Below are 13,268 nucleotides of genomic sequence, written 5' to 3'. Positions count from 1 at the left end.
GGGTTAATTAGTTACTAAGCAGGGAAACGGGCCGCAAATATCGGCAAAAGTCTGGCATTCACCAAACACCCCTGCTTATTTCTGACCGGAAGGGCCCGCAGGGTTGTTTTTGGGCCGAAATTTCCAGGGACAGTGGCGGCAGCCGCTGCCGCAGCAGGAACCCCGCCGAAGGTGATATTGCTCCGTGAAAACGAGGTAGCCCTCGGGCGTGTAGTAGAAATCGCCGGGTTGGAGCGGCTGGGGTTGGACGGGAGGCATGGGCGAATCAAAGTTAAGACTCGGTACGTTGAATGGGCGGTAAGCCGTATATTGTTCTCGCAATCCGCACATTCGTTCTATGAAAACGTCTACTTCCTTCGCGCGGCCGCTGCTGGCCGGGGCAGCCTTGTTATTGGCGCTGCCTACCATTGCCCAGGGCCCGGCGCCGGTGGTGCTCACGGCCGATACCGCCCCGGCGGGCGTGCGCCCGGCCCTCACGCGCGAGGAGGCTGCGCTGGCCGACCCCATGCGCGAGGCGTTGCGGACGTTGCCGCAGGCGAAAAAGAAGTTTTTGGCGGGCCTACCCAGCGGCGACCAGTTTCTGCTGTCGGTGCGGGTGATTGCCACGGACACCAGCTTCCGGCAGGCGTCGGCGCGGGTGCTGGGCTGGCACGGCAACACGGTGCAAGCCCTACTGCTGCCGCCGGCCGACGCAGCTGTGAAAGCCGAGCCTACTCCCGTGAGCTTCCCCGAAACGGCGGTGGTGGACTGGACGCTGCTGCGCGCCAGTGGCCGCGAAGAAGGCAACTACGTGGGCCGCTACATCGACACGTCGAAGCAGATGGAAAGCCTACCGTTTCGGTAGGCAAACGCCACCCGGCGGGCGGGAAAATCGTAGTTTCGTGGGCTCACCCATTTTCCCACCTGCCTTATGAATTCGACCTCCTCCCCCACCGCCACCAGCCGCCGCGCCGAGCAGCTCATGCAGCTCGAAGACCGGTACGGCGCCCACAACTACCACCCGCTGCCCGTGGTGCTGAGCCGCGGCGAAGGCCCGCTGCTGTGGGATGTAGATGGCAAGCAGTACTACGATTTTCTCTCGGCCTACTCGGCCGTGAACCAAGGGCACTGCCACCCGCACATCATTGGGGCGCTCACTAAGCAGGCGCAGCAGCTCACGCTCACGTCGCGGGCGTTTTTTAACGACCAGCTGGGTGAGGCCGAGAAGCAGCTATGCGAGCTGTTTGGCTACGACAAAGCTTTGTTGATGAACTCCGGGGCTGAAGCCGTGGAAACCGCCCTGAAGCTGGCCCGCAAGTGGGGCTACCAGGAAAAAGGCATCGCGCCAAACACGGCCCGCATCATTGTGGCAGAGCACAACTTCCACGGGCGCACCACGGGCATCATCTCCTTCAGCACCGACGGGGACAGCACCCACGGCTTCGGGCCCTACATGCCGGGCTACCAAGTGGTGCCCTACGACGACCTAGAGGCGCTGGAGGAAGCCGTGCGGGAGCCGCACGTGTGTGCCTTTATGGTGGAGCCTATTCAGGGCGAAGCGGGTGTAATGGTGCCGTCGGAGGGGTATTTGAAGAAGGCCGCGGCCATTTGCCAGGCGCACAACGTGCTGTTCATTGCCGATGAAATCCAGACCGGGCTGGGCCGCACGGGCCGCATGCTGGCCTGCGACTACGAAGGCGTGGACCCGGATATTCTCATCCTAGGCAAGGCCCTGAGCGGGGGCGTGCTGCCGGTGTCGGCGGTGCTGGCCAATGACATTATCATGCTCACTATTCAGCCCGGGCAGCACGGCTCTACCTTTGGTGGCAACCCGCTGGCCTGCGCCGTGATGCGCGCCGCGCTCGACGTCATTAAGGATGAAAAACTGACGGATAACGCCTTCCGGCTGGGCGAGATTTTCCGCGAGCGGATGCGCCAGGTGCAAGCCAAGCGCCCCGAAGTGGTGGACTTGGTGCGCGGCAAAGGCCTATTGAATGCCGTTGTCATCAACCCCACCGACGACGGCCGCACGGCCTGGGACGTGTGCGTGAGCCTGATGGAGCGCGGCGTGCTGGCCAAGCCCACGCACGGCGACATCATCCGCTTCGCCCCGCCGCTGGTGATTACGGAGGAGCAGTTGCACGCGGCCTGCGACGTGATTGAAGAGGTGATTCTTGCGTTTTGATGGCTCTCCGTCATCCAGAGCGCAGCGAAGGACCTTCTCACGAAAGAACAAAATTCATTTCATCGTGAGAAGGTCCTTCGCTGCGCTCTGGATGATAGATTTCTCCCATGTTTAACACAAACCTGTCCTACTGGGAGCACCAGTCCTTTTTCGGCCCGGCCGACGTGGCCATCGTTGGTGCAGGGCTGGTGGGCCTCACGGCGGCGCTTTACCTGAAGCAGCGCCGGCCTACTTGGCGGGTGGTGGTGCTAGAACGCGGCGCGTTGCCCAGCGGGGCCTCGACCAAGAATGCGGGCTTTGCCTGTTTCGGGTCGGTTTCGGAGTTGATGGAGCAGGAAAAGCGCGGCGACCTGCAAGCCGTGGTGGCGGCCCGTTTCGAAGGGCTGCAACGGTTGCGCGAGCTGCTGAGCGATGCCGCGCTGGACTACCGGCCAGTGGGTGGTTACGAGTTGTTTCGGCACGAAGAATCAGCACTAGCAGCGGAGTGCCGCGAACGAATTGATTATTTCAATGCCCTGCTGGCGCCGGTGGTGGGCCAAGCCCGCACCTTTCGGGATGCGAGTACTGAGGCGGGCCATTTTGGTTTTGCGGGCGTGGGCACGCTGCTCAAAAACGAGCACGAGGGCAGCCTCAATACCGGGCGCATGATGCGCAGCCTGCTGGCCCGCGCGTGGGCTGCTGATGTGCCGGTGCTTACCAATAGCGGGGTAGAAATCATTGAAGCCTCGGCCGCCGGGCACTCGCTGCACCTTGCCAACGGCGCGACCGTCGAAGCCAGCCAAGTGCTGCTGGCAACCAACGCTTTTGCCACTGAGCTGCTGCCGGAGCTCGCCGTGATGCCTGGCCGGGGCCAGGTGCTGGTGACGGAACCAGTGCCTGCCGTGGAACTGCCGGGCACCTTCCACTACGACCACGGCTACGCCTACTTCCGCCAGCTGCCCGACCACCGCATACTGCTCGGCGGTGGGCGCAACCTGGACTTCGCGGCCGAAGCCACCACTGCGCCCGGCCTCACGCCCACCGTGCAGCATTATCTTGAAAACCTGCTGCACGAAGTTATTTTGCCCGGGCGGCAACCGCGCATCGACTACCGGTGGAGCGGTGTGATGGGCTTCGGGCCGGCGCTGGCGCCCATCATTGCGTGGGCGCAGCCGGGCGTGCTGGCCGCCGTGCGCTGCAATGGCATGGGGGTGGCCCTGGGCGCGGGCACCGGCTGGCGCGCCGCCGAAATGCTGGCCGGCGCATAGCGAAAACTCCCGGATATTCGTAGAGCACAGTTCAGATTCTACTTTCGGCTTCCTGCTATGCCTCTTGTTACGCGTGCTCGTTTTTTTCCTTTCCGTTTGCTGCCCGTGGTGGCGCTGCTTGTCGGCTTGATGAGTAGCTGCCAGAGCAGCCGGCCTGGCTTTGCTTTTCAGCCTGCCTCGGGCCGGGCAGTGGCGGTAGTAGCGCCGGCTTCGGCCGTTGCTGTCCCTAATGGTGCAGTGGTAATGGCAGCAACGGCAGCGGCCGATGATGCCGCGCCTGTTGTGGCGCGGGTATCAGGCAAGGCACGGCGGCCGCGAGCTGCAGCCCGCCTTGCCGTCGTAGCAAAAGCGGCGTTAGCGCCCAAAACTGTCCGCCCGCCGTTGCTGCAGCGGCGCGCGCTGCTCCAGCGGCCCCACGCTACTGCTGAAGCCGGGCTGGGTACCACGGTGCTGGGAGTGCTGGGTTTGATAACGCTGCCCATTGCCGCGGTGGGGCTCATTCTGAGTGGCGGCGCGCTGGGCTGGATAATTGTGGGCGGGCTGGCGGCGCTGGCCGTGCTGGTAGCGTACATCGACCCGTTTGGGCGGTAAGAGGCGTGGCAACACGCCGTTTTATAAAATCGAATAATTACTGTTATAATATTTTATCAATCAGTAATTTGTCGCCAAATATAATTTCATTTTAAAGTCTGACTAATTGAAAATTACGTTAGGCTTTCCTACGGTGAGCTAGTGAACTTGGGCCATTGTCTTTCATCACAATGTTCCAATGGCACGAGCACGAAATGGGGGTTGGGGTCTCCTAATTTTAATATGCTGGGCCGCAGGGTGCCGGAGCGAGCAGGTGGCTTTTCGGTTTCAACCAGTTGCTTTGTATCAGGACGCGGAGTTAACTCCCAAGACTGCAGTAGCCACACAGCCGAGCGAAACGGCTTGTTTTGGGAATCCTTTGTTGCCGGCAGTTCCCGCAGCTTCTTCATTGTCGGCATTGCAACGCGCAACACGGCAGCCGCCGCATGGCAGCCGCTTTGGGGTCGTCAAGCGTTGCGGGCAATTGCTGCCACATGGCAAGGCCGACCGTCACGCGCTGCCTGTCGCGGCCTCCGAACCTAAACGCAAACGTTCGATTGATGACCCGCCTTGGGGCGGTATCATGTTTTTGCTGGGTGTGTCGTTGTGTGTGGCCGCGGTAATATCAGGCATTAAAATTGGCGGTTTGTTGGGCTTGGGCGTTGGGGTGCTGATGTATCTGGTCGACGCTTACATCGGGGCCAGAGGCTTTGCTGGGCCTGATAAACACGCTTCGGCCAGCGTCTACTCTGGCCCAACCCGGCATCGCCTTAAGTTCATCATTCTCAACAAGGCACGGAAGCCTACCCAAAAGGATGTTTCCGATACCAGTCTCGGACAAATTATTTTTATAATTGGCGGTTTAATGATGATTACGGGAATATTTGCCGGAATCATTCTGGGACTTCTAAGCATCTTTCCAAGCGTCAGCTTAGGTACGCTGGCTTTATGGCTTCTTTTCGGGGGGTGCCTTCTAGCCGGTGCAGCCTACGGTGGTATCGGGTAGCCGGGCCCGCCCAACATTACCTTTGCGGGGGTTGTTTCAACCCGTCTTACCAATCCTATTCGCTGTGTCTTTTCTCCCGACCCACCGCCCCCGCCGCAACCGCAAGTCCGCTGTCATTCGCGACATGGTGCAGGAAACCCGCCTCACCGCCCACGATTTTATCTACCCCATCTTCATCACCGAAGGCCAGAACCAGACCGAGGAAATTAAGTCGATGCCCGGCATCATGCGCTTCACGGCCGACCGGGTGATTGACGAAATCGGGCAGTGCGTGGAGCTAGGCGTGAAAGCCTTCGCGCCCTTCCCCAACATCAACGAAGTGCTGAAGGACCCCATGGCCCGCGAAAGCACCAACCTCGAAGGACTCTACCTGAAAACGGTGGCCGACATCAAGCGCCAGTTCCCGAAGGTGGTGCTGATGACCGATGTGGCCATGGACCCCTACAGCTCCGACGGGCACGACGGCGTGGTGGACCCCGACTCGGGCGAAATCCTCAACGACCCCAGCCTGGAAGTGCTGGGCCAAATGGCCCTGGCCCAGGCCCGCGCCGGCGCCGACATCATCGGGCCGAGCGACATGATGGACGGCCGCGTGGCCTGGATTCGGCGGGTGCTGGACGAGAATGGCTTTCAGCACGTGAGCATCATGAGCTACACGGCCAAGTACGCTTCGGCGTTTTACGGGCCGTTCCGGGATGCGCTGTCGTCGGCGCCCAAGAAGGGCGACAAGAAAAGCTACCAGATGAACCCGGCCAACCGCCTGGAGGCCCTGCGTGAGCTGGCGCTGGACGAGGCCGAGGGCGCCGACATGGTGATGATTAAGCCCGCGCTGAGCTACCTGGACATCATTCGGGAAGTGAAAAACCACACCCATCTGCCCGTGACGGCCTACAACGTGAGCGGTGAGTACGCTATGATTAAGGCCGCCGCCCAAAATGGATGGGTGGATGGCGAGCGCACCATGATGGAAGTGCTGATGAGCATCAAGCGCGCCGGCGCCGATGCCATCCTGACTTACTTCGCCAAAGAAGCGGCCGAGGTGCTGCGCCGCGGGTAATGCAGACTGCTGAACGGCCCCTCACCCGCCGCGCCACGCCAGATGACGTTCCGGCCATCCTCGCGTTGGTGCGGCGGGTGGTGCCGCTAATGCAAGCCATCGGCAACTTCCAATGGTCGGCCGACTACCCGAACGAGGCCGTTTTCCTGACCGACATTGCGCAAAACCACCTTTGGGTGGCTGAGCTGGACGGCGCCGTGGCCGGCGTAGCCGCCCTCACCCAAGACCAGGACGCCGAATACGCTCAGGCCGACTGGGACGTGACCGAGCCCGCCCTCGTGACGCACCGTCTGGCCGTGGACCCGGCCGCCCAGGGCCGGGGCGTGGCGCTGGCCCTGATGGAGCGGGCTGAGAAGCAAGCCGTAGCGCAGGGCCTGCGAGTGTTGCGCGTGGATACCAACTCCGAAAACGCCGCCACCCAGCGGCTGTTTCCGAAGCTGGGCTACCGCTTTGCGGGCGAAATCACGCTGGCGTTTCGGCCGGGGCTGCGGTTCTTCTGCTACGAAAAGCGGCTGGCGTAATGGACATGCCTCGGCTGGGTTTGGTGGTGGCGCTGCTGGCCGTGGGCATGGCCTACAGCGTGCGCGCCGGCAAACTGACGACGGCCGCTGCCACTACGGGTGGCGGGCTGGGGCTGCTGATTTACCTAGGTGGCGGCTTCGGCGGGCTGGCGCTGCTGGCTTTGTTTTTTGGGCTGGGCACAGTGGCCTCCGGCTGGCGCGTGGCCGAGAAGCGTCGGCTGGGGCTAGCCGAAGAAAACAAGGGCCGCCGCACCGACGGCCAGGTGGTGGCCAACGCCGGCGTGGCCGCGCTGCTGGGCCTTTGGGCCTGGCAGCTGCCCGCCCAAGCGCCGCTAGCTTGCCTGATGCTGGCCGGTAGCTTCTGCGCCGCCACGGCCGATACGCTGTCGTCGGAGCTGGGCAACGTGTATGGGCAGCGCTACTATAACATCCTGACTTTCCGGCCCGACACGCGCGGCCTCAACGGCGTGGTGAGTTTGGAAGGCACCCTGTTGGGGCTGGCGGGCACGGCCGTGCTGGCGGGCGCCTACTGTTTGGGCGCGGGCTGGGGGCCGGTGTTTGGCTGGCTGCTGGTGGCGGGCACGGCTGGCAACATGATGGATTCGGTGCTGGGCGCCACGCTGGAACGGCGCGGCGTGCTGGGCAACAACGCCGTCAACTTTATTAATACCCTGACCGGGGCGCTGGTGGCTGGCGGGCTGATGCATTGGCTGGGCTAAAGCTCACCTGTGCACAGCTACCCATTTGCTTACACCAACACGCCTCCTCCGTCCACCACCACAATTTGGCCGGTGCTGAAAGACTGGCGCAGCAGGTAGAGGTAGGTTTGCGCCACCTCCACAGCCTCGCCCACGCGGCGAGTCAGGAGCTGCTGGCTGAAGCTGGCATACATGGCTTCGCGCTCGGCTTCGGGGATGCTGGCCCACAGGTCGGTTCTGACAATGCCGGGCGAGACAGCATTTACCCGAATGGGAGCCAGCTCCACGGCCAGGGCGCGGGTGAGGCCATCCATTGCCCCGCAAATGCTGGCACCCACAGCCCAGCCTTTGCCCGGGCGGCGGCTGGCAATGCCCGTCGTCAGTACTACCGAGCCGCCGGGGCGCAGGTGTGGCTGGGCGTATTTCACGGCCGTTATGGCGCCGAAATAGCGCAGTTCGAAAGCCCGGCGCATGGCATCGAGGCCAGTTGTGGCAACTTCGCCGAGCTGCAGGCTTTCGCCAGCTGTGAAGATGAGGTGGTCGAAAGCACCGCGTTGCGCGAAGAAGGTCTGCACCTGCGCTTCGTTGGTGAGGTCCAGGGCGTAGCCTTCGCTGCCGGCGGGCAGGGTTTGCAGCGCCCCATCGACGCGGGCTTGGTTGCTGGATGCAATGACTACTAGGGCGCCTTCGGCAGCCGCGGCCTGGGCGGTGGCGAGGCCGATGCCGGCGCTGCCGCCAAGGATGACGACGCGTTTGTTGGTTAAGAATCCGGGGGTGGTGGAGGTGCTCATGGTTGCTTTGTTTGGTTGAAACAAAGGTCCCCAGCGGCCTGGTGGGGCCACTTACTAAATGGTAAAAAGCGCGCTACCGAATGTTTTTGCGGATGCGGCTGAGCGACTGCGGCGTGATGCCCAGGTAAGAAGCCACGTCGGCCAGCGGCACACGCCGCACCACATCGGGCTGCTGGCGCAGGAACTGCTGGTAGCGCGTGGTGGAATCCAACCCCAAGTAGGCGTTGCGGATTTGAATCTTTTCGAGCAGGGCTCGCTGGGTAATCTGACTGATGTAGGCGCGCAGGTAGGGCAATTGTTGGTAAAGCTCCTCAAGCCGGGGCCGGGTGATGGCCAATACCTGTGCCGCACAGGCCGCCTGAATGCTTTCGGCGGCGGGCACCTGGTTGTCGAAGCTGTGGAGAATGGTGCACAGCTGGCCCTCTTTCAGGAAAAAGTGCGTCACCTCCTTGCCGCTGGGCTGCAGCACCATGATGCGCAGCACGCCTTCCTCGATAAAGAAACGCTCCTGGCAAATGTGGCCGGCGGCAAAGAGCGTTTCGCCCTCGGCCACGGCGCGGGGCCGCCAGGCTTGGAGAATGAGCGCCTGGTCGGCCTCGGGAATGGGGCCGGCGTCTTGCAGACAGGCGATGAGAGATGCGGGCATCGGGCAGCAGGCGAAAGGCGCAACGAAACTATGCCACCGGCTTATTTGCAAACGGCCAACGCCCCAGCCGCCGGCTCCAGAGCAGAAACGCGCCGGTGCCCAGCGCCATCATGCCCAGCGCCGCCAGCTGGAAATAGAGCTTAAAGGTGACGCCGCCCCAGGTCACCTCAGCTGGCGCTATGCCCACGAACACGAACAGCCACACCGCAATGGCCACAATGACCGGCAGCGGAAACAGGGGCATCTTGAAGGGCAGCGCCGCCGTACCGCGCCGGCGCCGGAGCAGCACCAGCCCCACGGCCTGCCCCACAAACTGCACCAGAATGCGCATGGCCAGAATGGCCGAAATCACCTCGCCCAGCCGGAACAACAGGCTGAACACGAAGCCTACGCCGCCCAGCAGCAGCAGCGACACGTAGGGGAACTGCTTGGTGGGGTGCAGCTTGCCAAACAGGGGCAAGAATTCGCCGTCGGCTGCCGCGGCGTAGGGGATGCGCGAGTAACCTAGCAACACCGCAAACAGCGAGGCAAACGCCACCAGCAGCACCAGCGCCGTGGCTGCCGTGGCAGCAGCCGGCCCGTAGAGGCGCTCCACAAACACGCTCACAATGAACTGCGATTTGTCGCTGGCGCCGGATTGCCAAGCCTGCACCTCCTGCCAGGGAATGACCGTCCCTACGCTCCAGTTCAGTAGCAGGTAGAGCGCCGCAATGCCCAGAATGCTCAGGAAAATGCTGCGCGGAATGACGCGCTGCGGGTTCACGATTTCGGCGCCGAGGTGGCACACGTTGTAGTAGCCCAGGTAGGAATAGATGGTTTTGACGGCCGCTTGGCCCATGGCCGCCGAGATGAGCAGGCCCGGCAAGGCCGGAAAGCCCCCCGCCGGGAAAAGGTCGACGGGGTGGTTGGGGTGCGTGACGCCACCCACAATCAGCCAGCCCATGAGGCCCAGCACGCCCACCCACAAAGCCACGCCTAGCTTGCCAATGTCTTCGATGCGGCGGTAGAGCAGCACGATGAGCAGCAGCACCACGGCGCCGGCCACGGCTTTGGGCTGCCACCACTCGGTGAGCGGCACGAGGTAGCCAAAGTATTGGGCAAAGCCAATGGCGCCCGAGGCCAGCACCAGCGGCGACTGAATGAGCGTCTGCCACACGTAGAGAAACGACATGAACCGGCCCCAGGTCTGTTCGCCGTAGGCCAGCTTGAGGAAGCGGTAGGAGCCGCCGGCTTCGGGGTAGGCCGCGCCCAGCTCGCTCCAGATGAGGCCGTCGACCAGGGCCAGGGCCGCGCCCACCAACCAGGCCAGCAGGAAGTTCGGCCCCATGAAGCCCATGACGAGCGGCAGGGTGACAAAGGGGCCAATGCCCACCATGTCAATCATATTTAAAGCTGTTGCCTGCACAAGGCCCAGGCGGCGCTGCAAAGTGGGTGCGGACATGGGGGCGAAAGTACCGATGTAGCGTGGACTCTGCGAGTCCGCGCCTGGCAGAACGTTCGCCCAGGCGCGGACTCGCAGAGTCCACGCTACATTCCAACCCCTGCCACTGCCTGCGCGTAAGCCCGGCCAACGCTTCACCAGTTCTTCATCTAAAATCCATGGCCGGTAGCTCTTCTAAAATTGTGGTGTACGGTGCCATTGGGGCCAACCTGGCCATTGCCGCTTCCAAGTTTGTGGCGGCGGCCTTCACCGGCAGCGCGGCCATGATGTCGGAGGGTATTCACTCGCTGGTGGACAGCGGCAACGGCCTGCTCATTCTGTTCGGCATGAACCGCAGCGCCCGGCCCGCCGACGCGCAACACCCCTTCGGCCACAGCAAGGAAATCTATTTCTGGACGGTGATTGTGGCGGTGCTCATTTTTGCGGTGGGCGGCGGCATGTCGCTTTACAAGGGCTATCAATACTTGCAAAACCCCGCCCCGCTCACCGACCCTACCTGGAACTACTGGGTGCTGGGGCTGGCCATTGTGTTCGAGGGCGTGGCCTGCACGCTGGCGTTCCGGGAGTTTCGAAAGACGCAGGGCGAACAGGGCTTCTGGCAGGCCCTGCGCACCAGCCGCGACCCGGCCGTGTTCGCCATTCTGCTCGAAGACCTGGCGGCGCTGGTGGGCCTGGTGATTGCGCTGGCGGGCATTTTCTTCGGGCATCTGCTGAATAACCTGTATTTCGACGGCGCGGCTTCCATGGCCATTGGGGCGCTGCTGGTGGGCATGGCCGTGTTTATGCTCACCGAAGCAAAGGGCCTATTGGTGGGCGAAGGCGCCAGCCCCGCCGTGCTGAATCAGCTCGAAACTCTGGCCCGTCAAGACGCGGCCGTAAGTGCGTTGCGCCCCCCGCTCACCATGTACCTGGGTCCGAATGACGGCATCCTGGCGCTCGACGTGGCGTTTCACGACCACCTCACGGCAGTGGAAGTGGAACAGGCGGTGGAGCGTCTGCAAACCAGCATTAAAGCGCAACACCCGGAGTTCAGCAAGATTTTCATCGAAGCCTCCTCGCTCACCGGGCACGCTCAGTAGCGCGGACTTTTAGTCCGCGGGGCTACTACGCCACTCGCGGACTAAAAGTCCGCGCTACGGCCCCAACCTCCCACGCAACCTCCGCCATGAGTTCAGCCCACAGTTCAAAATTTGCCATCTATGGCGCCATCGGGGCCAACGTGGCCATTGCCGCCAGCAAGTTCGTGGCGGCGTATTTCACGGGCTCCTCGGCTATGCTCTCGGAGGGCATTCACTCGCTGGTGGACAGCGGCAACGGCCTGCTCATCCTCCACGGCGTGAAGCAGGCCGAGAAGCCGGCCGACAAGCGCCACCCCTTCGGCCGCAGCAAGGAGCTGTACTTCTGGGCCCTGATTGTGGCCATTCTGGTGTTTTCCGTCGGCGGCGGCATGTCGTTCTACGAAGGCATCGAGCACCTCAAGCATCCCGCCCCCATCTCCGACCCCACTTGGAACTACTGGGTACTGGGCCTGTCGCTGCTTTTTGAAGGCATTTCCTGCTTCCTGGCCTTCAAAGCTTTCAACGCCGACCGGGGCGACACGGGCTTCTGGGAAACGCTGCGCCGCAGCAAAGACCCGTCGGTGTTTGCCATTCTGCTCGAAGACCTGGCGGCCTTGCTGGGCCTGGTGATTGCGTTGGCCGGCGTGTATTTCGGGCATTTGCTCAACAACCCCTATCTCGATGGCGCGGCCTCCATTGCCATTGGGGTGCTGCTGGTGGGCGTGGCGCTGTTTCTCATCTACAAAACCAAGCGCCTGCTGGTAGGCACCGGCGTCGACGACGAAACCATCGACGACATTGAGCGCATTGTGCAGTCCCAGCCCCACGTGGAGCAAGTGGGGCCGCCCCTCACCTCCTACCTCGGCCCGGCCGACGTGGTATTGGCCCTGGACGTGGAGTTCAAGGACCACCTCACGGCCGAGGAAATCGAGCACGCCATCGACAAGCTGCAGGACGACGTTCGGGCCAAGTACCCCGAGATGAAGCGCATTTTCGTAGAAGCCAAGTCGCTGTCGAGCCGGGCGGCTTTGTAATAGGCAAAAGAAGAACGTCATGCCTCGGCTGCGCTCGGCATGACGTTCTTTGAGTTCAAGACAACTACCTCATTCTCCTCCTTCCTCAGCCTTATGGCCGACGCAAACGCTTCTAAACTTTCCCTCTACGGCGGCATTGCTGCCAACGTCGCCATTGCCGTGAGCAAGTTTGTGGCGGCGTATTTCACCGGTTCTTCGGCCATGTTGTCGGAGGGCATTCACTCGCTGGTTGATACCGGCAACAGCGGCCTGCTCCTTTACGGCACCGCCCAAAGCCAGCGCCCGCCCGATGCCGAACACCCCTTCGGCCACAGCAAGGAGCTGTACTTCTGGGGCCTGATTGTGGCCGTGCTCATCTTCGCCATCGGCGGCGGCATGTCGTTTTACGAAGGCATCAAGCACATTCAACACCCCGAGCCCATCGAAGACGCTACTTGGAACTATGTGGTGCTGGGCCTTTCCTTCCTGTTTGAGGGCATTGCGTTCTACCTCTCGGTGAAGGCCCTGCTGGCCCAGGCTGACCGCAGCGTGGGCTTCACGGCAATGCTCAAGACCAGCCGCGACCCGGCCGTGTTTGCCTCGGTGATGGAAAACCTGGCCGCACTGATTGGCCTGGCCATTGCCGGCCTGGGCGTATTTCTGGGCCACTTGCTGAATAACCCGTATTTCGATGGCGGGGCATCCATTGCCATTGGGCTGCTGCTGATGGGCGTGGCCGTTTTCCTGGTGAGCCGCACCAAGGGCCTGCTAGTGGGCACCGGCGTGGACGCCGACACGCTCGCCAACCTGGAGCGCATTGCGCGCGCCGCGCCGCAGGTGCGCGAAATCCGTTCGCCCCTCACCATGTACCTCGGCCCGAACGACGTCATCATGGCCCTCGATGTGGACTTTGCCGACGACCTCACCTCCACGCAGGTGGCGGCGGCCGTGGAGCACTTGCAGGACGCCATCCGGGCCGAACACCCGGAAGTGCAACGTATTTTCATCGAGGCGAAGAACTTGGTGCAGGCCGCGCCAACGGAGGGCAAATAGCCC

15 protein-coding genes are annotated in these 13,268 nt (G+C 62.6%); 11 read left to right on the top strand and 4 right to left on the bottom strand.

All coding sequences use genetic code 11. The features are described 5' to 3' along the window. Nucleotides 1-75: 75 nt before the first annotated feature. Nucleotides 76-258, bottom strand: a complete 183-nt coding sequence (locus tag I2I01_RS08100) for a DUF5522 domain-containing protein (protein ID WP_196285945.1) — start codon at nucleotides 256-258, stop codon at nucleotides 76-78. A gap of 79 nt (nucleotides 259-337) precedes the next feature. Here I2I01_RS08100 and I2I01_RS08095 point away from each other — a divergent pair, with 79 nt between their 5' ends. The 8 genes from I2I01_RS08095 (at nucleotide 338) to I2I01_RS08060 (ending at nucleotide 7,284) form a co-directional block, all read left to right on the top strand. Further along, complete coding sequence (locus I2I01_RS08095) at nucleotides 338-844, top strand: hypothetical protein (protein ID WP_196285944.1); 507 nt, start codon at nucleotides 338-340, stop codon at nucleotides 842-844. Nucleotides 845-910: 66 nt separating this feature from the next. Next, nucleotides 911-2,164: an ornithine--oxo-acid transaminase gene (gene rocD, locus I2I01_RS08090; protein ID WP_196285943.1), complete on the top strand. Its 1,254-nt coding sequence runs from the start codon at nucleotides 911-913 to the stop codon at nucleotides 2,162-2,164. A 107-nt stretch (nucleotides 2,165-2,271) separates the two neighbouring features. Next, complete coding sequence (locus tag I2I01_RS08085; RefSeq protein ID WP_196285942.1) at nucleotides 2,272-3,411, top strand: NAD(P)/FAD-dependent oxidoreductase; 1,140 nt, start codon at nucleotides 2,272-2,274, stop codon at nucleotides 3,409-3,411. Between the two features lie 381 nt (nucleotides 3,412-3,792). Beyond that, a complete protein-coding gene (locus I2I01_RS08080; protein WP_196285941.1) occupies nucleotides 3,793-4,002 on the top strand; it encodes a hypothetical protein in 210 nt (69 codons plus the stop codon). A 280-nt stretch (nucleotides 4,003-4,282) separates the two neighbouring features. After that, nucleotides 4,283-4,987 (top strand): hypothetical protein, encoded by a 705-nt coding sequence (locus tag I2I01_RS08075; RefSeq protein WP_196285940.1) that lies wholly within the window; start codon nucleotides 4,283-4,285, stop codon nucleotides 4,985-4,987. Between the two features lie 64 nt (nucleotides 4,988-5,051). Beyond that, entirely contained in the window at nucleotides 5,052-6,044 is a 993-nt protein-coding gene (hemB, locus tag I2I01_RS08070; protein WP_196285939.1) for a porphobilinogen synthase, read from the top strand. Further along, nucleotides 6,044-6,565 carry a GNAT family N-acetyltransferase gene (locus I2I01_RS08065; RefSeq protein ID WP_196285938.1) on the top strand — a complete coding sequence of 174 codons (522 nt, stop codon included), beginning with the start codon at nucleotides 6,044-6,046 and terminating at the stop codon, nucleotides 6,563-6,565. Before hemB ends, I2I01_RS08065 begins: the two co-directional genes overlap by 1 nt. Beyond that, nucleotides 6,565-7,284, top strand: a complete 720-nt coding sequence (locus I2I01_RS08060; protein ID WP_211537877.1) for a DUF92 domain-containing protein — start codon at nucleotides 6,565-6,567, stop codon at nucleotides 7,282-7,284. The genes I2I01_RS08065 and I2I01_RS08060 overlap by 1 nt, the downstream gene beginning before the upstream one ends. Nucleotides 7,285-7,313: 29 nt before the next feature. Here the strand turns inward: I2I01_RS08060 and I2I01_RS08055 are convergent, their stop codons facing one another. From I2I01_RS08055 to I2I01_RS08045, 3 genes are all read right to left on the bottom strand, one after another. After that, a complete protein-coding gene (locus I2I01_RS08055) occupies nucleotides 7,314-8,054 on the bottom strand; it encodes an SDR family oxidoreductase (RefSeq protein ID WP_196285937.1) in 741 nt (246 codons plus the stop codon). A gap of 73 nt (nucleotides 8,055-8,127) precedes the next feature. After that, nucleotides 8,128-8,700: a Crp/Fnr family transcriptional regulator gene (locus I2I01_RS08050; protein WP_196285936.1), complete on the bottom strand. Its 573-nt coding sequence runs from the start codon at nucleotides 8,698-8,700 to the stop codon at nucleotides 8,128-8,130. Nucleotides 8,701-8,728: 28 nt separating this feature from the next. Next, the gene (locus tag I2I01_RS08045; RefSeq protein WP_196285935.1) at nucleotides 8,729-10,141 is read right to left on the bottom strand and encodes an APC family permease; all 1,413 of its coding nucleotides are present in this window, start codon (nucleotides 10,139-10,141) and stop codon (nucleotides 8,729-8,731) included. 158 nt (nucleotides 10,142-10,299) lie between these two features. On the opposite strand from I2I01_RS08045, the gene I2I01_RS08040 reads away from it, so the two are divergent. The 3 genes from I2I01_RS08040 (at nucleotide 10,300) to I2I01_RS08030 (ending at nucleotide 13,265) form a co-directional block, all read left to right on the top strand. Then, nucleotides 10,300-11,220, top strand: a complete 921-nt coding sequence (locus I2I01_RS08040) for a cation diffusion facilitator family transporter (protein WP_196285934.1) — start codon at nucleotides 10,300-10,302, stop codon at nucleotides 11,218-11,220. Between the two features lie 86 nt (nucleotides 11,221-11,306). Further along, entirely contained in the window at nucleotides 11,307-12,233 is a 927-nt protein-coding gene (locus tag I2I01_RS08035) for a cation diffusion facilitator family transporter (protein ID WP_196285933.1), read from the top strand. Between the two features lie 93 nt (nucleotides 12,234-12,326). Further along, nucleotides 12,327-13,265, top strand: coding sequence for a cation diffusion facilitator family transporter (locus tag I2I01_RS08030; protein ID WP_196285932.1), 939 nt, complete (start codon nucleotides 12,327-12,329; stop codon nucleotides 13,263-13,265). Nucleotides 13,266-13,268: the final 3 nt, after the last annotated feature.

It is taken from the genome of Hymenobacter properus (genome assembly GCF_015694735.1).
Classification (GTDB): Bacteria; Bacteroidota; Bacteroidia; order Cytophagales; family Hymenobacteraceae; genus Hymenobacter; species Hymenobacter properus.
The sequence above is the reverse complement of the archived record's forward strand: the minus strand, read 5'-3'. Positions and strand labels throughout refer to the sequence as shown.